Annotated in this window: 19 protein-coding genes; 13 read left to right on the plus strand and 6 right to left on the minus strand. The window is 44.6% G+C overall.

Going from position 1 to position 19518, the window contains the following annotated elements:
- Positions 1 to 48: 48 nt before the first annotated feature.
- Positions 49 to 1620: a YihY family inner membrane protein gene (locus tag AC58CZ_RS12510; RefSeq protein WP_494224612.1), complete on the minus strand. Its 1572-nt coding sequence runs from the start codon at positions 1618 to 1620 to the stop codon at positions 49 to 51.
- Between the two features lie 296 nt (positions 1621 to 1916).
- On the opposite strand from AC58CZ_RS12510, the gene wrbA reads away from it, so the two are divergent.
- Together wrbA and AC58CZ_RS12520 are read left to right on the plus strand one after the other, a co-directional pair.
- A complete protein-coding gene (gene wrbA / locus AC58CZ_RS12515) occupies positions 1917 to 2531 on the plus strand; it encodes an NAD(P)H:quinone oxidoreductase (RefSeq protein ID WP_494224611.1) in 615 nt (204 codons plus the stop codon).
- 95 nt (positions 2532 to 2626) lie between these two features.
- Positions 2627 to 3115 (plus strand): hypothetical protein, encoded by a 489-nt coding sequence (locus AC58CZ_RS12520; protein WP_494224610.1) that lies wholly within the window; start codon positions 2627 to 2629, stop codon positions 3113 to 3115.
- Between the two features lie 112 nt (positions 3116 to 3227).
- On the opposite strand, the gene AC58CZ_RS12525 is transcribed toward AC58CZ_RS12520, so the two are convergent.
- Positions 3228 to 3983 carry a DUF3108 domain-containing protein gene (locus AC58CZ_RS12525; RefSeq protein ID WP_494224675.1) on the minus strand — a complete coding sequence of 252 codons (756 nt, stop codon included), beginning with the start codon at positions 3981 to 3983 and terminating at the stop codon, positions 3228 to 3230.
- A 457-nt stretch (positions 3984 to 4440) separates the two neighbouring features.
- On the opposite strand from AC58CZ_RS12525, the gene groES reads away from it, so the two are divergent.
- Both groES and groL read left to right on the plus strand, forming a co-directional pair.
- Positions 4441 to 4731: a co-chaperone GroES gene (gene groES / locus AC58CZ_RS12530; protein WP_058024926.1), complete on the plus strand. Its 291-nt coding sequence runs from the start codon at positions 4441 to 4443 to the stop codon at positions 4729 to 4731.
- A gap of 123 nt (positions 4732 to 4854) precedes the next feature.
- Positions 4855 to 6504 (plus strand): chaperonin GroEL, encoded by a 1650-nt coding sequence (gene groL / locus AC58CZ_RS12535; RefSeq protein ID WP_494224609.1) that lies wholly within the window; start codon positions 4855 to 4857, stop codon positions 6502 to 6504.
- Positions 6505 to 6791: 287 nt separating this feature from the next.
- Here groL and AC58CZ_RS12540 read toward each other — a convergent pair whose 3' ends face one another.
- Positions 6792 to 7247 carry an Lrp/AsnC family transcriptional regulator gene (locus AC58CZ_RS12540; RefSeq protein WP_075106957.1) on the minus strand — a complete coding sequence of 152 codons (456 nt, stop codon included), beginning with the start codon at positions 7245 to 7247 and terminating at the stop codon, positions 6792 to 6794.
- A gap of 147 nt (positions 7248 to 7394) precedes the next feature.
- On the opposite strand from AC58CZ_RS12540, the gene AC58CZ_RS12545 reads away from it, so the two are divergent.
- A complete protein-coding gene (locus AC58CZ_RS12545) occupies positions 7395 to 8312 on the plus strand; it encodes an EamA family transporter (RefSeq protein WP_494224608.1) in 918 nt (305 codons plus the stop codon).
- Positions 8313 to 8611: 299 nt separating this feature from the next.
- On the opposite strand, the gene yaaA is transcribed toward AC58CZ_RS12545, so the two are convergent.
- Positions 8612 to 9424 (minus strand): peroxide stress protein YaaA, encoded by an 813-nt coding sequence (gene yaaA / locus AC58CZ_RS12550; protein ID WP_494224607.1) that lies wholly within the window; start codon positions 9422 to 9424, stop codon positions 8612 to 8614.
- Positions 9425 to 9902: 478 nt separating this feature from the next.
- On the opposite strand from yaaA, the gene AC58CZ_RS12555 reads away from it, so the two are divergent.
- The 6 genes from AC58CZ_RS12555 to AC58CZ_RS12580 all read left to right on the plus strand — a co-directional run bounded on the left by AC58CZ_RS12555 (position 9903) and on the right by AC58CZ_RS12580 (position 14520).
- Positions 9903 to 11057: an NAD(P) transhydrogenase subunit alpha gene (locus AC58CZ_RS12555; protein ID WP_494224606.1), complete on the plus strand. Its 1155-nt coding sequence runs from the start codon at positions 9903 to 9905 to the stop codon at positions 11055 to 11057.
- 97 nt (positions 11058 to 11154) lie between these two features.
- Complete coding sequence (locus AC58CZ_RS12560; protein WP_058024937.1) at positions 11155 to 11493, plus strand: proton-translocating transhydrogenase family protein; 339 nt, start codon at positions 11155 to 11157, stop codon at positions 11491 to 11493.
- A complete protein-coding gene (locus AC58CZ_RS12565; protein WP_494224605.1) occupies positions 11490 to 12890 on the plus strand; it encodes an NAD(P)(+) transhydrogenase (Re/Si-specific) subunit beta in 1401 nt (466 codons plus the stop codon). Before AC58CZ_RS12560 ends, AC58CZ_RS12565 begins: the two co-directional genes overlap by 4 nt.
- A 173-nt stretch (positions 12891 to 13063) precedes the next feature.
- Positions 13064 to 13603 carry a thioesterase family protein gene (locus tag AC58CZ_RS12570; protein WP_494224604.1) on the plus strand — a complete coding sequence of 180 codons (540 nt, stop codon included), beginning with the start codon at positions 13064 to 13066 and terminating at the stop codon, positions 13601 to 13603.
- A gap of 147 nt (positions 13604 to 13750) precedes the next feature.
- A complete protein-coding gene (gene iscX, locus AC58CZ_RS12575; protein ID WP_021812734.1) occupies positions 13751 to 13960 on the plus strand; it encodes a Fe-S cluster assembly protein IscX in 210 nt (69 codons plus the stop codon).
- 65 nt (positions 13961 to 14025) lie between these two features.
- The gene (locus AC58CZ_RS12580; RefSeq protein ID WP_494224603.1) at positions 14026 to 14520 is read left to right on the plus strand and encodes an effector binding domain-containing protein; all 495 of its coding nucleotides are present in this window, start codon (positions 14026 to 14028) and stop codon (positions 14518 to 14520) included.
- Between the two features lie 253 nt (positions 14521 to 14773).
- On the opposite strand, the gene dapE is transcribed toward AC58CZ_RS12580, so the two are convergent.
- Both dapE and AC58CZ_RS12590 read right to left on the minus strand, forming a co-directional pair.
- Complete coding sequence (gene dapE / locus AC58CZ_RS12585; protein WP_494224602.1) at positions 14774 to 15991, minus strand: succinyl-diaminopimelate desuccinylase; 1218 nt, start codon at positions 15989 to 15991, stop codon at positions 14774 to 14776.
- Between the two features lie 61 nt (positions 15992 to 16052).
- Positions 16053 to 16808 carry a 2OG-Fe(II) oxygenase gene (locus AC58CZ_RS12590; RefSeq protein WP_494224601.1) on the minus strand — a complete coding sequence of 252 codons (756 nt, stop codon included), beginning with the start codon at positions 16806 to 16808 and terminating at the stop codon, positions 16053 to 16055.
- Between the two features lie 140 nt (positions 16809 to 16948).
- Here AC58CZ_RS12590 and AC58CZ_RS12595 point away from each other — a divergent pair, with 140 nt between their 5' ends.
- Together AC58CZ_RS12595 and pssA are read left to right on the plus strand one after the other, a co-directional pair.
- Positions 16949 to 17836 carry a 23S rRNA (adenine(2030)-N(6))-methyltransferase RlmJ gene (locus AC58CZ_RS12595; protein ID WP_058024915.1) on the plus strand — a complete coding sequence of 296 codons (888 nt, stop codon included), beginning with the start codon at positions 16949 to 16951 and terminating at the stop codon, positions 17834 to 17836.
- 148 nt (positions 17837 to 17984) lie between these two features.
- A complete protein-coding gene (gene pssA / locus AC58CZ_RS12600; protein ID WP_494224674.1) occupies positions 17985 to 18788 on the plus strand; it encodes a CDP-diacylglycerol--serine O-phosphatidyltransferase in 804 nt (267 codons plus the stop codon).
- Positions 18789 to 19518 lie beyond the last annotated feature (730 nt).

Consider the following 19518-nt stretch of genomic DNA (forward strand, 5'->3'; position numbering starts at 1 on the left):
ATTTGTTTTCTTGTTTCCAATTAGCTTTCTTTTATCTACTTTAGCAAACTAATTTTTATTGCTAGAGCCGTGTTTAGGGTTGTCCGCTTCGGTGATGACTGTGCTTTTGTGTCCCCATCTGCTGGTTTGTGGAGACGGCGGCGTTTTTGGGTCTATAGGAATGATGATTTCATTATCATGTGCATCACATTCAACCTTACTGTCCTTGTCATAAGCGGCTGGATCAAAGTGCGGGGTCGCTGTTGTATCAGTTGACTGTCGAGCTAAGCTTTTAGGAGCGGCTTGCGATGTTTTTCTAAATTCAGGTTTTTTAAATAAAGGGTGTTGGGTGTTTTTATTCGTACCTTTATCATCAGGGTTTTTGCGCGGTTCGGCGTTGGTAAAGATAACGTTCAACGGCAAGTCTAGCTGCTGCTTAGCATAGGCTTCTGTGTGCTCAAAACGATCTACCAGTAAGCTGAGCCAAGGTTTTTGGTCTTCTAGCCTCATCTCATCAAGCTCATCCTTAATAGGCAATGGATAAGGCAAGGTGCGATAAAAATCCCATAATGTCATCTTGCTCAAGTCTTTTTTGAGTACATAGTCCTCATCTTCGGTCATGGTGATGAGGTTGCTGTCTTGGAGGTAGTTGATATAGGTGTACCATTTGGGTAGCTCTTTGCGGCCCAACACATTGCGCAGCGCTTGTTCGCTGACGGCCTCACCTTTTAAATGATGGGTATATACCAAGTTCAGCATGTCCAGCAAGCTAAGTAGGGGATGGCGAGGATAGACCTCTTCTGTTTCAAAAATGGTTAAGGTATAGCTGATCTCAACGCCTAACAAAATCAAATTCCAAGACAGGTATATCCATAACAAAAAGATAGGAAGCGCGGCAAAGGCTCCGTAAATGGCCTCATAGCTGGTAAAGTTTGCCATCACTGTGCCAAACAGATGCTTCATCAGCTCAAAGATAATCGTCACAAAGACCCCAGCGATGGCTGCATTTTTTGCGGGCACACGGGCTTTGGGAATAAACCAATACATCCCTATAAAGCCGGCCATGGTGATACCAACCGACACCACTTGTACCCAAAACCCCCAATCGATCCCGTAGCCTGCGATTTGGCGATTTAAAAAACTCAAGCTTTGTACCGTGCTTGAAGCGATAAACGCCGTACCCAGCACCATAGGCCCCAAGGTCACAATCGTCCAATAGCGCAGCAGACTCTTTATACCACCTGAGCGGCTCTCCACCCGCCAGATTTGATTAAAGGCACGCTCAATGGTGGTCAAGGTCATGATGGTGGTAAAAAATAGCACCATGGCGCCGATGATGGTAAGGTTCGATGATTTTTCGGCGAAGTCATTGATATACTCACTGACTTGCATGCTCGATTGGGGTAACAAGTTGCTATAAATGACCTCGTATATCTGCGCTCTGACGGATGCCAGTGCCGGTACAGAGGACAATATCATGAGCAAAACGGTCAATACAGGCACGATCGACAGCATGGTGGTATACGTAAGGGAGGCGGCTTTTTGCTGGCAGTTGTCTTCAAAAAAGTGCCGCGTCAAAAACCGTAAAAACTGGAACCAGCGTTGATGTAAAAATGGGAGTCTTTTGCTTAAGTTTTCCATAGTGACCATTTAGCAGGAAGTAGAGAGACAATAGTGTAACAAAGATGCGTCGTTATCATCTGCCGTTTAATTGTGTCAAAATGCACAGCGGCTATTTGATAAGGCATCAGGTAGGCGTGGCTGGAGTAAGTGGTCGTAAAATAGTCGTCAGCTGGTTTGCATGTCAGTGAATGACTCGGGCATAATGAGCGCATATTTTACAATGCAGTTATAGGTTATATTTCGGTAGTATGAGACTAGACTATAGCGTCTGCCATAAAAGATAACATTAACGATTTTATAAGGAAGCTTTGCTAATGAGTCAGACCGCCCCTTATGTATTGGTGCTTTATTATTCAAATTATGGCACGACAAAGACATTAGCATACGCCATCGCTCAAGGGATCGAAGATGCTGGCATGACCGCACGTATTCGTACTGTCCCGACGGTGGCACCTGAAACCACATTGAGCAAGCCTGCGATACCTGATGAAGGTGACTTGTATTGTACGATGGATGATCTAAAAGACTGTAGCGGTCTGGCACTGGGTAGCCCGACGCACTTTGGCAATATGGCCGCGCCCATGAAGTATTTTTGGGACAATACCGTCACCCTGTGGCTAGCAGGGAACTTACAAAATAAGCCAGCGTCCGTATTTACAGCGACAGGCTCTATGCATGGTGGACAAGAGTCCACATTGCTCACGATGATGTTACCATTGATGCATCACGGTATGATCATCGTTGGGGTACCGTATGCTGAACCTGCATTAAATCGGACGCATCGCGGCGGTACACCTTATGGTGCCAGTCATGTAAGCGGTGCATTACATGACCAGCCAGTCTCTGATGATGAGCGCGAGCTCGGTATCGCTCAAGGTCGGCGTTTGGCGATTAGTGCTCGCGCATTGGCGCAGGCCAATTGGCAATGATAAATGGCTTTTGTTTTCTACTATCTTTTATCTTCTACTATACTGTCAGTAGCCCCCAACTGCCGCTGCTGTGAATGAGGAAACCTGTATCTATAATGGCTACCAACCGCTCTGATAGCGACACCCATAGCAATGCGCCAACTGTAGAGTCTGGGCGCGCGGCCACCCCGCAAAAACCTATTACGCCCATGCGTCAGCGCTTGATGGTCACTTGGGTGATTTGGCTGGTTTATAGACTGCTTGGGTTGCCCATCTTGATCAATGTGTTTAATGCCAGTCGCCCTGATATTGTGGGCGGTATCGCCTGGCAAGCACTATGGCTTTTGCCAGCTTTTATACTGACGCCGTGGATCGTGCGCGGGCGCTCGCCTTATGCGTTATTGGTCGGTAGTATGTTTACTCTAGTATATTTGGGCGCAAGTGGCGTGGTGCTGTTTACGCGCGCGTATGGCAGCAGCTGGGCGGAAATAGCGGTATATCTGATTGATTTTGTATTGTTGTTTGCCATCAACGTTTGGTTGTTTATTTTACTAAAACGCTTGCCGTCGATGAATAATGTTGTTAAAAAACCGCGTTCTCATTAGTAGGCTGTAATAATAGTCATTAATCTTAAGATATAAAAAAGCGGCGCTCCAAATAGGACGCCGCTTTTTTATTGCAGTATTACTTTTCAACGCTTCTGTTTACATACTTGGATTAGTTAACCTTGGTCAATTCCAAATCCATCTTCTTACCATCATTGATCTGACTAACCTTGATGGGTAAGTAGTCTAGACTTGGTGCCAACCAAAAACTGGTAGAGCGACTGTCGTCATCATGGATGCGGTCGACACGCACGGTATCAAATGTACCCGCTGGAACGGTAATTTTGGTGCTGCCAGATTTTTTAAATGGGGTCTTTTCGATTTTGTCTTTTTTTGCCATGTAGTAATTGCCAGTGAACTTACCATTTAACAGATCTTGACGAATTTGCACCTCAAGACTCAAATCATCAAAGGCTTGCTGCGGCATACTCAGCGTTGTGGTCTTGCCTTTATAGTTGCTGGTCACCTTTTTGCTATTTGGGTTAAAGTCTAGTTTGTGGGTACGACCCAATCCTAATAGCTTATAAGTGGTGCTGGCTTGGGTTGGAATGACATTATTACCATTGAGGGTAAACGTACTGTTTTGCGAGGCACTAGCTACCCCGGCGACGCGAGCCTTAACGTTGTATTTCCAAGTATTGCCGGACTTGTTTAACGTACGAGTCGCGGTTCCTTTGTATTTGTCTTCAACGGTAAAACTATAGTTGGCAGTTGATGGCTGAACAGTCTTTGCGCTGGCAAGTGTGGGTGCGGTCATACTCAAGGCTCCAATGGTAGAAATACTGATACCTGTGATTAAGGCAGATAAAAACTTAGATGAACTGCGTTTCGTATTATTAGAAGCGTTGAGCAGTGATTTATTATGCATTGATAAAAAACTCATAAATACCTCTTAGTAGTTAATAAGATGCTGATATAGCAGCATCTATCGTCATTCTTATTATGTTCACAACGCTTATAATGGTCATACTCTGTTACATTTTCAAGAGTAACAATCGACTGGCACGTGTGACGATTGTAGCGAATGTTGCTATGACATCTGATACGACCATCGAGGGTAACGTGCTGTAAAGCCAGCAATAGAGGGTAAATAAAACGTATGGCCTCTATTAAGTCTCATCTCTATCAAATTCCGTCAGAATAATCTTGTAAATTTTTGGGCTTTACACTTGAAGCCAACCTATCTTGCCCCCACTTTTTGTTACAAGCTCAAAGCGTATCTTTAGATTGCTATGATTGAATGGCAACTCTTATAGATACTGGTATTGAGACGATTAATTCAAATAAACCCTTTATTCAAACAACCAATTTTTGGAGTCATATCGATGAACATTCGTCCTTTACATGACCGTATCGTCGTCCGCCGCATAGAAGAAGAGACAAAAACTGCTGGTGGTATATTATTGCCGGGTTCTGCTCAAGAGAAACCTTCACAAGGTGAAGTCATTGCTGTTGGTAATGGCCAAGTTCGTGACAATGGCGAAACTCGTGCGTTAGATGTAAAAGCTGGCGACAAAGTTTTGTTCGGTCAATATGCTGGTCAAACCGTGAAGGTTGACGGTGAAGAACTATTGATTATGAAAGAGTCTGATGTACTAGGTGTGCTAGAAGGCTAGTCCTCTTGAGTATCGTTTTATACTCAGCACATCTTGACCACAGGTTCTGATAACCGCTTTTGATAAGCAACTATCAAATCATTCAATTGTATTCTCATACTTATAATAATGGAGTAATTTACCATGGCAAAAGACGTAAAATTCGGCATAGATGCCCGTAAACAAATGATGGACGGCGTAAACGTTTTAGCAAACGCAGTACGTGTCACCCTAGGCCCTAAAGGCCGCAACGTGGTTATCGATAAATCTTTTGGCGCGCCAACCATCACTAAAGATGGTGTATCAGTTGCCAAAGAAATCGAGCTTGAAAACAAATTCGAAAACATGGGTGCTCAGCTCGTTCGCGAAGTGGCTAGCCGCACAAACGATGTCGCTGGTGATGGTACGACCACTGCGACCGTATTGGCTCAGTCAATCTTACAAGAAGGCATGAAGTCAGTGGCCGCTGGCATGAACCCAATGGATCTTAAGCGCGGTATCGACAAAGCCGTTCGCGCAGCTGTGCAAGAAATCCATAACCTATCAACGCCAGCTGATGATGAAAAAGCCATCGCACAAGTAGGTTCTATCTCTGCAAACTCAGACACCAAAATCGGTGAATTGATCTCGCAAGCGATGCAAAAAGTGGGTAAGCAAGGCGTTATCACCGTTGAAGAAGGTTCAAGCTTCGAAGATACCCTAGAAGTGGTCGAAGGTATGCAGTTTGACCGTGGTTATATCAGCCCGTACTTTGCCAACAAGCAAGACAGCTTGACTGCTGAATTTGAAAACCCATATATCCTATTGGTTGACAAAAAAATCAGCAACATCCGTGAGATCGTGCCCTTACTTGAGCAAGTCATGCAGCAAAGCAAACCATTGCTAATCATCGCTGAAGACGTAGAAAACGAAGCATTGGCAACTCTAGTTGTAAACAACATGCGTGGCGGCTTAAAAACTTGTGCCGTTAAAGCACCAGGTTTTGGCGATCGTCGTAAAGCCATGCTAGAAGACATCGCAACGCTAACGGGCGGCACGGTAATCTCTGAAGAGATTGGCCTGAGCCTAGAGACTGCGACGCTTGAGCAATTGGGTACAGCTAAAAAAGTAACCGTTGGTAAAGAGAACACTGTGATCGTTGATGGCGCTGGTAACAAAGCTGACATCGAAAACCGTGTTGAGTCTATCAACCGTCAGATCGCAGAGTCTACTTCTGATTACGACAAAGAAAAGCTACAAGAGCGTGTTGCGAAATTGGCAGGCGGCGTAGCAGTAATCAAAGTTGGCGCAGCGACTGAAACTGAAATGAAAGAGAAGAAAGACCGTGTTGACGATGCGCTACATGCCACTCGTGCAGCGGTTGAAGAAGGCGTTGTACCTGGCGGCGGCGTTGCATTAGTTCGTGCGATGAATGCACTGTCTGAGCTAAAAGGCGACAACGACGACCAAGACGCTGGTATCAATATTCTACGCCGCGCGATGGAAGCACCGTTACGTCAAATCGTTACCAACGCTGGCGAAGAAGCATCAGTGGTTGTTAACGCAGTGAAAAACGGCACGGGTAACTACGGTTACAATGCGGCATCTGGTGAGTACGGCGATATGCTTGAGATGGGTATCCTTGATCCAGCAAAAGTATCACGCTCAGCACTAGAGAACGCTGCCTCTGTTGCTGGTCTCATGCTAACGACTGAAGCCATGATTACTGACTTGCCAGAGAAAGAAGACGCAATGGCAGGCATGGGCGGTGCTGGTGGCATGGGCGGTATGGGTGGAATGGGCGGCATGATGTAATTTTACTGTCACTCCAAAGCGGTTTGTCTTTGTTAGACGCGCTCAATGTACAATAAGTACTATTTTCGCTCGTCTTCCTTGATAAATCACTTTTCGCAAAAAGTAAAATCAACCTCATAAAGTCTATTTGACTACTAAGGGCTCTGCTATCTAAAGATAGCAGGGCTTTTTTATGCTCGATAATAAAGCTATGTAATAATTCAACTTCACTAGCTATTTATATTAATCTTAATAGACTTAACGTCAGGGAAGGCCGTGCTCGAGATTGCGCATTAGTGTTAAAAGTCTCACACAAAAATGGGTAAAGTCGTCTTATTGATGACCTTTCTCACCGATAAATGAGTATGTATGTCCTTTACGCTAGCAAGCTTGTGTAGCTTACGTGTGAACCGCTCATAACCATCGAGATTGGGGCTTACCACTTCTAATAAATAATCATAAGAACCCGACACCACATGTCCATTGATGACCTCGTCCATATTGGATAGGGCATTCTCAAAGGTTGCAATAGATTCTTCTTGATGGTTGTTCAGACTCACCTCCACAAAAAAACTCATCGCAATACCCGCTTTGGCTTTGTTTATGTTTGCTTGATAGTTCTCTATATAACCTTCATCTTCCAAACGTTTTAGGCGCCTTGCGCAAGGAGATGGCGACAGCCCTATACGTTCGGATAGTTCTGCCGTAGATAAGCGTGCTTCTTTTTGGAGCACTTCCAAGATATGACGGTCGATTTTGTCCATAATTTGCCTTTTGGTTTTTTAAGCCAAGAATTTTGATTTAATTAGCATTATCGACCAAATATTTGCAAAATTGCAATGAATAAATAGAGATAAAAGCGCGTATTTTAATCGATAATTGGTCTTTGTATACATGCATAAGACACGACTATGAATACGATATTCCACCCCTCGTCGCGCAAAAACCCTTTGTTTATAATGTCGCCACTGACCAAAGGCTATGTGGCGATGAGCGTCGTCTTATTGATTTGGTCAGGATTTGCGTTGACTGTGCGAGCGGTTGGGGCGTCGTCGCTCAGCATTGCGGATGTCATGCTCATTCGCTTTAGTGTACCGCTCGTTTTGTTGACCCCTTGGGTGCTCTCTAGTTGGCATGAAATCAAAAATATAAGATTGCCAGATATCCTATTTATTTTATTTGGCGGGGTGCCGTTTCTTTTGTTGGCCGCTTTTGGTGCAAGTACGGTACCAGCAGCTTACATGGGTACCATTTTGACAGGGACACCAGTTTTCTTTGCCGCATTATTGTCTTTTATTCTTTATCGCCAACGAATATCATTAAGAAAATTTGCCGCTTTAATCCTTATTCTCTTTGGTATTGCGACTATGATTGGCGGGCATGCACAGACAATACCTAATAGTCTTCTGTATGGGGTGGGGTTGCTGTTGATGGCAAGCCTGATTTGGGCGGGTTATACCTTAGGGTTAAAAAGCACCACGTTAACTCCAATAGCTATCGCGATCGTGCTCTCTTATAGCTCTTTTTTTCTGACATTGATGATGGTTTTATCTGGCATGATGGAGACCAATATAGGGTCTGTGTCTTTTGATGAAGTGCTGCCTTTTATCTTAGTACAAGGCCTTGGCGTAGGAGTGGTATCAACCCTTGCGTTTTCTTATGCAGTCAAACAGCTAGGCTCCATTCGTACCTTATTACTTGGCTCTTTGTCGCCAGGGCTAACCGCTATACTCGCTGCGTTGATACTCAAAGAGTCTCTATCAGTCATCATGATATGCGGAATCGTACTTAGTACCATTGGCGTCATTTTGTCCAATCGAGCGAAATAAATGATGCAAGTGTCATGGCGAATACGATTTGCAACCAATGAAAGATGAAGAAAATTGTAGGTTAGCTCACGGCTGGAAGATTATTGAAAAAGGTCGTTAATAATGCGCCATGGTTATTAGGCGATAAACTAAATGGGGCTAATTTTTATTGATTGATGGTGGCTCATTAGGTGCAAGCCCTAGGTTCTGTTGAACATTCAAATGTGGTACTACGCTGAAAGGCTGAGGCTAAAATCACCCCAACCGTTGCTGAAAATCTAGCCAAGGTCTCGGCATTACCAGCCGTTTTTTATATCAAGTTACTGATCCGCCGCGTCGCGTCTAAACACCCACGTCTTATCATCAGACGCCTCGATACAGTAATAATAACCCGTCAAATCAAACTGCTTTAGCTGCTCCGCACTGGTCAGCTTATTGTCTGCTGCGTACTTGACCATCAGTCCGCGTGCTTTTTTGGCATAAAAACTAATGACTTTATACGTGCCATTCTTTTCGTCTTCGAACCGTGGCGTGATGATATCCGCCTTCAGTGCTTTCTTTTTCACCGCTTTAAAATACTCGTTCGACGCCAGATTGATCAAGACCTTGTCCTCACTATCTGCCATACGAGCATTGATAACGTCAGTTATTTCTTCTCTCCAAAACTCATAAAGATTATCACCGCGCGCGTTTTTTAGCTTTGTACCCATCTCTAAACGATAAGGCTGAATCAAGTCCAACGGTTTTAATACCCCATAAAGACCTGACAAAATACCCAGATGTTCATTGACATAGACAGCGGTTTCTTTATCCATGTGATACATATCAAGACCGGTATAAACATCACCGTCGAACAAGTAGCCCGCCGGCTTTGCTGCATTACCAGACTCATCATCAGTAAACGGCTTATCTTCGCTCCAATGCCATTGTTGATTGCGCGTGGCATTGAGTTGCGCAAGATCATCAGAGATGCTCATCAACTCTTGCAGATCAACGGGCTCTTTGGGCTTCAATACTTTCATGAGTGACTGTGAGTGGGCGATCAGTTCAGGCTGACTATAGTAGTTGCCCAAGTTCACTGGTACAGCGTCTGTTTCATTCAAAGATTTGGCAGGAGAGAGTAAAAAATACATGGTGAGTCCTTATTATCGTGAGTCAATGACCGACCTGTTCAGGTGTCAAGCATTCTTATTATACGACAGCTGCGGGTTTAACTTGACTTGACCTTGAGTGTTTTATGTTTTTTTTAAGGGGATATGGCAATGCGTAAATGTCCATACAGTTAGGCTCTATTAAAGAGAGACCTTGTTATATAAGGGGTAGAGGTTTTTTGAAAAAATAAAAAACTTTAATATAACAACAAAAGTTATGCAGATGGTATCAATACCTAACTTTTTATCTTACTTGTTGGTCATCATTAGACAATGAAAGTTGGCAGATTATGTCTCTATAATAAAAAGGCATGATGGTAAACAATACATCATTTATTAAATTGATAGTCTTTATTTATGATATTGGATAAGTCATGGTTAAGGATTTTTGTCCCCTATGCTTTTGAAAATGCGTTGAGGGTATTAAGGGTAAGTCATTCTATATAAGTAAGGAGACGATATGAAAATCGGTGTAATCAGTGCAGATATCGCGAGTGAAAGCCGTGTCGCACTAACCCCAGACGCAGTCAAAAAATTGCACAAGCTTGGGTTTGAAGTCGTCATTCAGTCAGGTGCAGGCCAAGCAGCGTATTATGCTGATGCGTTGTATCAGGCGGCAGGAGCCGACATTGCCAGCAGCAGCGCCGAGGTGATTGCCCAGTCTCAAATTATTACCACCATTCACGACTTGCCCGCCGAAGTGGCAGAGCATTTGAGTGCAGGCCAAATCGTCGTCGGTATGCTAGACCCGTATCGCAACACTCAGCTTGACACTTATGCAGCCAAAGGTGCGACGGCTTTTGCAATGGAGTTATTACCGCGCACATTATCACGTGCGCAAAACATGGACGTATTGTCATCGCAGGCTAACCTTGCTGGTTATAAAGCGGTATTGCTGGCGGCTAACGAATATTCACGTCCTTTTCCTATGTTTATGACATCTGCGGGTACAGTCAAGCCAGCCAAAGTGGTTATTTTGGGCGTAGGCGTGGCAGGTCTGCAAGCGATTGCAACGGCAAAGCGTCTAGGCGCGGTTGTAGAAGCGAGTGATTTGCGTCCTGCGGCAAAAGAGCAGGTCGAATCACTTGGTGGTAAATGGCTGGATGTGCCGATGAGTGATGACGAAGCACAAAAAGCCAAAGCAACGGGCGGCTATGCGTGGACGCCATCAGAACAATATATCAAAGACCAAGCTGCTGTGGTTGACAAGGCACTTAGCAATGCTGACATTGTCATTACCACAGCACAGATTCCTGGTCGTAATGCCCCGCGTCTAGTGCACGCGGCAACCCTTGCCAAAATGAAAGCAGGTTCTGTCCTGATCGATATGGCTGCTGGTACCGGTGGTAACGTCGAAGGCAGTGTGCCAAATGAGACCATCACCACAGAAAGCGGCGTACGTATCGTTGGTGCCGCCAATATCCCATCTATGCTAGCCGCACAGTCGTCAGATCTATACGCCAATAACTTGGTTAACTTTATCACGACTTTGATCGCACCTGCTGGCGACGATGCAGCAGCAAACGACCTTTCGCTTAACTTAGATATGGAAGATGAGATTCAGGGTGCACTGGCAGTGACCCACGACAACCAAGTGCGCTTGGCCAAACGCTAGCCCTCGCTGGTCGCCATACATTTGCCAGACACGAATAAATTTTTAGGAGGATGAGATGATCGCCACCATTTTAGCGGCAGCGCCTGCCGGTGCAGCCATGAGTAGCACACCATTTGTCGCGATTTTTACCGTATTTGTACTCGCTATCTTTGTCGGATACTACGTCGTCTGGGGCGTGACCCCAGCGCTACATACGCCATTGATGGCGGTGACCAACGCCTTATCAAGTATCGTGATCGTCGGTGCGATGCTACAGACTGTCCATATCGACGGCTCGATGTTTACCCCGACCAGTTTGCTTGGTGCTTTTGCGGTATTTTTGGCCAGTATCAATATCTTTGGTGGTTTTGCGGTGACTGAACGTATGCTCGCGATGTTCAAACCCAAAGTAAAAAAAGCCCCAGCAGCAAGCACTGATAATGGAGGCGACGCATGAATGGTTTATCAACAATGATTGCGGCGAATGCGGATTGGTTCTATCTGGTTGGTGCGATCCTTTTTGTTTTAACGTTACGCGGATTGTCGAGTCCAAAGACAGCGATTCGTGGCAACCGCTTTGGTATGGTAGCGATGGCGATTGCCGTCGTGACGACGTTCTTTTTAGCAGAAGGCCCTGTCCTTTGGCTCATTATTGGCGCGATGATTTTAGGTGCGCTGGTTGGTATGTGGAAGGCAAAAACCGTTGCCATGACGCAGATGCCAGAAACCGTAGCGTTGATGCATTCATTCGTCGGTTTGGCAGCGGTTGCGATTGCCCTTGCGACGGTATTACACACTGAGCAAGAACATGGCGCGGTTGCCCGTGTTGAGCTATTTATCGGTTGCTTTATCGGTGCGATTACTTTTTCTGCCTCTGTCTTTGCTTTTGGTAAACTGGCAGCAAAAAGCTGGGCAAAAACAGTCACTGGCGGCTGGGTAAAACCTGTCCAAGCCTTGCTATTTATAGCGATGATTGGGTTTGGCGGGGTATATTTTGTCACGGATTCCTTGCCTGCGTTTTATGCGATGACAGTGATTGCAGTGATTTTTGGCTGGATGTGGATTGCGCCTATCGGCGGCGGTGATATGCCAGTGGTCGTGTCGCTACTGAACTCATTTTCAGGTTGGGCGGCAGCAGGTATTGGCTTTACGCTGGGCAACTCAATGCTTATTATCGCAGGTTCGCTCGTCGGTTCCTCAGGTGCGATTTTGTCTTATATCATGTGTAAAGCCATGAACCGCTCTCTACTAAACGTTTTGTTTGGCGGTATGGGCACGTCAGCGGCCGCTGCAGGCGGTGATGATGGCGCACCAAAAACATACAAATCAGGCTCAGCAGAAGACGCAGGGTTCCTTATGTCCAATGCCAGCAATGTGGTCATCGTACCAGGTTACGGTATGGCACAAGGCCGCGCGCAAAACGCGGTAAAAGAATTGTACGAGCTATTAAAAGACGAAGGTGTCAACGTTCGCTTTGCCATTCATCCTGTTGCTGGTCGTATGCCAGGGCACATGAACGTACTATTGGCAGAAGCCGACGTGCCTTATGACGATATTCTAGAGATGGATGAGATCAATTCCGACTTTGCCAGTACCGATGTGGTCTTGGTCATCGGTGCCAACGACGTCGTCAACCCGTCAGCAAAAGACGATCCGACATCTCCTATCTTTGGTATGCCTATTTTAGAAGCCAACAAAGCGCAAACGGTGATGGTCATCAAGCGTTCGATGAGCACCGGCTATGCAGGTCTTGATAACAGCCTCTTCTATATGGACAAAACGATGATGATCTTTGGCGATGCCAAAAAGATGGTCGAAGAGATGGTACGTAGTATTAATGGCGGCGGTCATTAATCGCTAAAATCAGCTTTTCAGCATAAGTTTTGAGTATGTTTTCTTAAATAAAAAAGTCACTTAGGTGGCTTTTTTTGCGTTAAAGTGATCAACGTTTCGGAAACAACGATAAGAAAATATCGTTGAGCCGTTCAACCTTCACTCATAAACACAACAAAGTAAGAGCACTATTTATGAATATGTTACTGCGCTTTTTTATTATGGTCAGTTTGCTTAAGCAGCAGCTCAAGCATCAATCGGCGAGCGAAACGATTAGTCTAGAGACATTGACCGCGCCGACTGTTCGCCATTATCGGGTATTACCGCATGACATGGGGTTTCGTGATCATTTGCCCAATTATCGTTACCTCTCATTCATTGAGCTAAACGTGACACGCTGGGTGATGGCACGCTGTCATGAAAAAGGCATCAAGCCTTTGAACTGGGTCATTGCCATGCAAGAAATGATTTATCTTAAGCAAATCAAATTTTTGGATAAAATGACGCTTAGTAGTGCAGTCGCAGGCTGGGATAAAAAATACGTGTATTTTGAGCATCGCTTTTTTGTCAAAAATCAGCTGATGGGAGTTGGTATGACCAAGTTTGTTTTTACCGATGACACAGGTATGCGCACGCCAGATGTATTGGATATGAAAGGCGAGCAGACCAATGACGTCATCGACTCATGGAATGCGCATCAAGTAGCGATTAAATCTGTAAAGTCTGCCAAATAGGCTGATTAATCAAAGCCGTTTGTATAAAGAACTTGGCTATAATCAGTTAGCGAAGTTTGGTAGGATAGAGGTGAATAAACAGGCTGAGAATTTAGCCGATCAACGTCTTGAGAAGACTTTTTAAATGATAAACGCTAAGGAGATACCATGACCCCGCAAAAACTAAAATGGACAGACAGCTTAGATATCGCGATCGAGCTTTATGAAAAATTTCCAGAGACTGATCCGCAGTACATTCGCTTTACCGATTTGCATCGTTGGGTGACCGAGCTTGAAGGCTTTGATGACGATCCACAAAAATCAAATGAAGGCATCTTAGAAGCCATTCAAATGAATTGGATCGATGAAGCCGATTAAGGCGATTTTCTTCTTTAACAGTACATCCAATAACAATAACAGAGAGCAACAGGGCAGGCAGCATCATGACGTCTCAAATTAAAAAGTTAGCCGAAGCGATAGCGTGTAAGGGTATTAGCATTCGTACCACCAATCACGCTGAAATTAGCCACGACACTGCCAAGCTTGGTAGATTGTGGCAGAAGTTTTACCAGAATTACGCAGGACAGTTGCCCGAAGGCGAAGATATTTATGGCGTTTACCATAATTATGAGAGCGATGATTTGGTCGGTGCTTTTGATGTGGTGGCCAGTTGGGAGGTGATGGGTGAAGCTGAGTCATCAAGCGCGCCTAATCCTGCAGGCGGCTTGGTCGCGGTAAATATTCCTGCAGGCAAGTATTTGGTTTTCTCTGAAACAGGCAATATGCCAAATACGGTAATGAATGCATGGGAAAAGGCATGGGAGTACTTTAATGATCCAAACTGTGAATACACTCGCAACTTTGATGTAGACTTTGAGCACTATATCGGTGGTAATTTAGAGTACGGCCAAGTCGACCTTTATATAGGTATTAAATAAAGCCGTAACTATAGTCAATCCTAAATAAAACAGATACATTATATATCAAAGTGGCACTGGTCTAAATTGTCCTTGCGTGCTGTGCCTACGCTGCTCGATGCTGCGAAAAACTTATACCAGTCCCACTGTATCGTTTTTATACTGAGTTCACTATAGCTAACAACTTAAGTGAGTTTTGAGCCAAAGCCACCCATAAAAAAGCGCCAGTCGTCTAAGACTCGCGCTTTTTTACTTTTCGGTTTTATCTACACAGTTACTCTAATAATAAATTTTCCAAAATCCCTTCATAAATCTGTGCAAGTTTGCCCAAATCATCGACTTCCACTTTTTCATCTACTTGATGAATCGTCGCATTGCGTACGCCAAGCTCCACAACTTGTGCCCCTGTTGGCGCGATGAAACGTCCATCGGACGTACCGCCTGATGTCGACAGCGTCGTGTCTGTACCTGTGACTGACTTGATCGCATTTTGACAGGCTGAAACCAGTTTCCCTTCAGGGGTCAAGAATGGCTGACCAGATAACTTCCAATTGATGTCGTAACTGGCTTTGCTATCAGCAAAATGCTTATCAAAGATAGCATGCGTTTTTGCCTTTAGCTCATCTTCAGTCGTCTCTGTCGAAAAGCGGAAGTTAAAAACCACGTTTAGCGTTTCAGGGATGACGTTGGTTGCGCCTGTGCCGCCATTGATATTTGATATCTGCAATGAGGTGGCTGGGAAGTAGTCATTGCCGTTGTCCCATGCGGTAGATGTCAATTCAGCAAGCGCAGACATTGCTGCATGAATCGGATTACAAGCCAAATGCGGGTAGGCGACGTGACCTTGTTTACCTGTGACCGTCAGTTCTGCGCCTAGCGAGCCACGACGACCGTTTTTGATAATATCGCCTAACGTATCCGTGCTCGATGGTTCACCCACAAGACAATAAGTGATTTTTTCTTGACGAGCCTCTAAGGTTTCGATGACTTTGACCGTACCGTTGATTGATGGACCTTCTTCATCTGAAGTGAGCAAAAAAGCAATCGAACCATTGTGCTCAGGATGATTGGCAACGAAACGCTCGGCTGCGATAGTAAAGGCAGCAATGCCTGTCTTCATGTCTGCCGCACCGCGCGCCCATAGATAGCCATCAGCAATGGTTGGCGTAAATGGCGGATACGTCCAGTTTTTTTCATCACCCGTTGGTACCACGTCTGTATGACCAGCAAAACAAATGACGGGATCCGTCGTGCCATGGCGTGCCCACAAATTTTTAACTTCAGCATGTTCGCCTTTTGTTTGCCTGTCACCATAATACATAAACTCGCAGTCAAAGCCCGCTTGCTCCAAACGCTCTGACAATATATCTTGGCAACCATCATCGTCTGGTGTGACAGATGGGCGTTCGAGTAGCGCGATACTTAAGTCTAAGGTTGCTTGCTGATGAGTCGTTTGCTTAAGAGCATTTGCTTGATTGTGAGAGTCAGACATGGGTAAGCCTTTTGTATAATAATGAAAATGTTAAATATAAATAGATAATGAGTAATAAGTGCTAAGCGTCTACTTCGACAAAGGGTACAAGACCGTCACGGCGCATCCACGTAGCAATAGAGTAACGCTGACGATGCGCGATCTGCACTTGATGCTGTAGGTCGCTATCAAAAATGATTAGTCTATTGGCAACTGGCATAACTTCATGGTGCATGCCAAGCTTATCAACGACTTCTAGCGCACCGCCGTCAGTCGCTCCCCAATCATCATTGAGATAAAACACGGCTGAGATCACCCGTTCATCGCGCCCAGCAGGGTTGTCGCTATGCCATTGATAACCAAAGCCAGTTGGATAACACGCATAATGCGCTTCGCTATGACGAATACCCGCGAATAAGCTACGATTAAACAGAGCGGCGAGGGCGTTAATGCTTTGTAGATAATAGTAGCCTGCAAAGAAGTTCTCGGTGATCCAGCGTATCCTATCACCGCGAATATCACTGATACGAATGCCAGCGGTTAGCGCCGCATCACGATAGTCAATAAAACCACTTTCAGCCTGTAGCGCAAGTAATGCGGTCTTATTAAATACATTATCAATAGTGAGCCAGCCATCAGTGACAAATGTATCAAGCTGCTTATCCGTCAGCCTATCTTCCCAGTTGACTGCAAAATCAGACAGTTGCAGCATCTTCTGGGTAGGCGCGTTAGGGTCGTCGTTATGACTGTCTGGAGATAGTAACGGAGGGTTGTCTTGTCCTATCGGATGATCAACGACCAACGCTGTCTTGCTCAGGTTGCTAATAATCTGCGTCATTTCATCTCATTCTTATCAATCAGTGGTCAATATACCGCCATTCAATGCGTTTTTATTGAAAGGCTTACTAAAACCACATTATATTTTACTCCGCCTATGCTACCATAGATGCAATTTTTCTTATTTAAACTTTTGAGATTATGAACTATAAACACGCCTACCACGCTGGTAACTTTGCTGATGTGGTTAAACACATTTTATTGGTACAACTGCTCAATCAATTGGGGCAAAAAAACAAACCGTTTTATGTGCTTGACGCTTATGGTGGCCGCGGACTGTATTCACTAAGCAGTGAAGAAGCGCGCAAGACAGGGGAGGCCAAAGGCGGTATTCAGGCTTTTTTGAAAGCAGATACCGAAAAAGCACCAGCCGCTGTCAAAGATTACATGGAAGGCATTAAACAAGCCAAATTCACTTACGACAATAAAGTCTATCCGGGTTCGCCGTGGTGGATTGCTCATCATGTCGAAAAAACCGCCGCTAAAAAACCTGATGCTGGCGTGCGCGCCGAAGCTTTTGAAGCCAAAGCGACTGAATATGATGCACTGAACTATCAGCTATATAAGCTGCCAATTGGTATCCAGCATCGTGATGCTTTTGAAGGTATCACCGCTGTTATTCCCCCAAAAGAAAAGCGCGGTTTGATTTTCCTTGATCCTCCCTTTGAGCAAGAGCATAAAGACTTTACGCGTCTGATTGATTTATTAGTCTCGGCTTATAAAAAATGGCCACAAGGTACTTATGCGCTGTGGTTCCCAATCAAAAATATCGAAGCGGTTGAGTTGTTTTATAAGAAGCTCAAGCGTACCGAGATGCGTCGTCAGCTGGTTTGTGAGCTAAATATTTATCCTAATGATGTGGCCGTCGGTCTAAACGGTACAGGTCTACTGGTTATCAATCCGCCATGGCAGTTTGATAACCATGCTCGCGAGATATTACGTTTCTTGCAGCCAGTACTAAAAGTAGAAGATGCGCCAGACTTAACACCTGACAGTGCGACCAATGTACGCTGGCTGGTTGGTGAATAGTGACGTCAGTAGATGATGTCAGTGAACAGCAATATTGGCCAATAAGGATATCAAGATGACGAATATGCAGCCACCTGAAGGCGAACCAAATAACATGTCACCAAAAGAGGGAGCGTTGCAGGATAATGCCGCGACCCAGCCTCCATACATGGATGAGCATGAGTTTAATATTCGTCTAGCGGACAATGACAATTATGATGGTTTGACCTTTGAGGTCGTCGAGGCAGAGGTTGCGGAAGGTAAGCGTGTGGTCAGTCGCGGTGTCTATTTAGCGCCTAATTTGATTACCACTTTGTCACTGCTATCAGGATTTTATTCAATTTTGGCAAGTACGCAAGGCGAGTTTTACAAGGCGGCTTTGGCTATCTTTTTATCAGGTATTCTAGATGGTGCCGACGGCCGCGTTGCCCGTATGCTGAATGCCCAAAGCCCGTTTGGCGAGCAATATGATTCATTAGCAGATATGCTCGCATTTGGTGTGGCCCCTGCTATGTTGGTTTATAGCTTTGCGCTAGAGCCGCTGGGCCGTATTGGAGTTGGTTGTGCCTTTGTCTTTACTGCCTGTGCTGCCTTTCGTCTTGCACGCTTCAATGTGCAGGTTGGCATTGTCGATAAAAAATACTTCGTTGGTTTGGCAAGTCCGCTTGCAGCTATATTAGTAACAGCAGCGGTTATGGTTGCAGTTGATCATAACGAATGGATTGGACAGTACGATACGGCGATCATGTTTTTGTTCGCAGCTTGGGTGGTTATTTGTGGTCTGCTCATGGTCAGTAATGTTAAGTACTACAGCTTTAAAGAGTTTGATAAAAAGAAAGTACCCTTTGTGGTGCTTATCATTGGTGTACTGGTCATGAGTATCGTGCTCTATGATATACCTGTTGGTATCTTGGCGATCGGTATCATTTATGCGTTATCTGGTATTGTGACTACGATCAAAGTAAAGATCTAAGCGTAAATATGAGTTTTACTGAGATAAAAAAAGGGACTTGCCAATAGGTGAGTCCCTTTTTTTATACGTTATTTACTATAAAAACAAGGTGTTATAGTCAATCCACTAAAAAAGCGTTACAGCGTTAACCTCGCTTGAAGTATGACGTATACATCTGCACTCGGTCGCCTTGTACCACTCTTAAATTGGATCAACTATATTGAAGAATATTCTACTATCAGATACGTTTTATCCTTGCATAATAGCCATTCATTGTGTTTCTGAACGAAATGTACATCCAAACGAAGGGGCTGTCCTAGATAACTAGTTCAAACCCTGTTTTGCATAACCATTGTAAAATAGATAAAACTATTGAAGTGTATAAACCATTGGAATATCTCTACAATTTGATGTTTGCCAAGGCAGTGAGCAAGACCCTCGAAATAATCCTTGACCCAGCCTCAAACCCGCGTATAATGCGTCCCAGTCGAAAGGGAAGTGATTTACTGATTTGAACGATGCAAATTGTTTGAATTAAATAGAAAATACCTCTTGACTTAACCATTTAAACGTCTATAATACGCACCTCATTAAGACGAACCGGATTAACTTATATGTGAATTTACATATAACAAACCTGGCTAACTTATTGAAACGGAATTATAAAAAGTCTTGACAATTCAAATCAATATGATAAGATAGTCGGCTCGCTAGATAGCTTAACTGGCAACAGGGAAGGCGAATAGCGTTA

This window comes from Psychrobacter sp. CR212, assembly GCF_059693765.1.

What these genes read in the sequence shown, in the direction of transcription:
- AC58CZ_RS12510 (WP_494224612.1), bottom strand. Translation starts at nt 1,620, where the DNA reads ATGGAAAACTTAAGCAAAAGACTCCCATTTTTACATCAACGCTGGTTC.
- wrbA (WP_494224611.1), top strand. Translation starts at nt 1,917, where the DNA reads ATGAGTCAGACCGCCCCTTATGTATTGGTGCTTTATTATTCAAATTAT.
- AC58CZ_RS12520 (WP_494224610.1), top strand. Translation starts at nt 2,627, where the DNA reads ATGGCTACCAACCGCTCTGATAGCGACACCCATAGCAATGCGCCAACT.
- AC58CZ_RS12525 (WP_494224675.1), bottom strand. Translation starts at nt 3,983, where the DNA reads ATGCATAATAAATCACTGCTCAACGCTTCTAATAATACGAAACGCAGT.
- groES (WP_058024926.1), top strand. Translation starts at nt 4,441, where the DNA reads ATGAACATTCGTCCTTTACATGACCGTATCGTCGTCCGCCGCATAGAA.
- groL (WP_494224609.1), top strand. Translation starts at nt 4,855, where the DNA reads ATGGCAAAAGACGTAAAATTCGGCATAGATGCCCGTAAACAAATGATG.
- AC58CZ_RS12540 (WP_075106957.1), bottom strand. Translation starts at nt 7,247, where the DNA reads ATGGACAAAATCGACCGTCATATCTTGGAAGTGCTCCAAAAAGAAGCA.
- AC58CZ_RS12545 (WP_494224608.1), top strand. Translation starts at nt 7,395, where the DNA reads ATGAATACGATATTCCACCCCTCGTCGCGCAAAAACCCTTTGTTTATA.
- yaaA (WP_494224607.1), bottom strand. Translation starts at nt 9,424, where the DNA reads ATGTATTTTTTACTCTCTCCTGCCAAATCTTTGAATGAAACAGACGCT.
- AC58CZ_RS12555 (WP_494224606.1), top strand. Translation starts at nt 9,903, where the DNA reads ATGAAAATCGGTGTAATCAGTGCAGATATCGCGAGTGAAAGCCGTGTC.
- AC58CZ_RS12560 (WP_058024937.1), top strand. Translation starts at nt 11,155, where the DNA reads ATGAGTAGCACACCATTTGTCGCGATTTTTACCGTATTTGTACTCGCT.
- AC58CZ_RS12565 (WP_494224605.1), top strand. Translation starts at nt 11,490, where the DNA reads ATGAATGGTTTATCAACAATGATTGCGGCGAATGCGGATTGGTTCTAT.
- AC58CZ_RS12570 (WP_494224604.1), top strand. Translation starts at nt 13,064, where the DNA reads ATGAATATGTTACTGCGCTTTTTTATTATGGTCAGTTTGCTTAAGCAG.
- iscX (WP_021812734.1), top strand. Translation starts at nt 13,751, where the DNA reads ATGACCCCGCAAAAACTAAAATGGACAGACAGCTTAGATATCGCGATC.
- AC58CZ_RS12580 (WP_494224603.1), top strand. Translation starts at nt 14,026, where the DNA reads ATGACGTCTCAAATTAAAAAGTTAGCCGAAGCGATAGCGTGTAAGGGT.
- dapE (WP_494224602.1), bottom strand. Translation starts at nt 15,991, where the DNA reads ATGTCTGACTCTCACAATCAAGCAAATGCTCTTAAGCAAACGACTCAT.
- AC58CZ_RS12590 (WP_494224601.1), bottom strand. Translation starts at nt 16,808, where the DNA reads ATGACGCAGATTATTAGCAACCTGAGCAAGACAGCGTTGGTCGTTGAT.
- AC58CZ_RS12595 (WP_058024915.1), top strand. Translation starts at nt 16,949, where the DNA reads ATGAACTATAAACACGCCTACCACGCTGGTAACTTTGCTGATGTGGTT.
- pssA (WP_494224674.1), top strand. Translation starts at nt 17,985, where the DNA reads ATGGATGAGCATGAGTTTAATATTCGTCTAGCGGACAATGACAATTAT.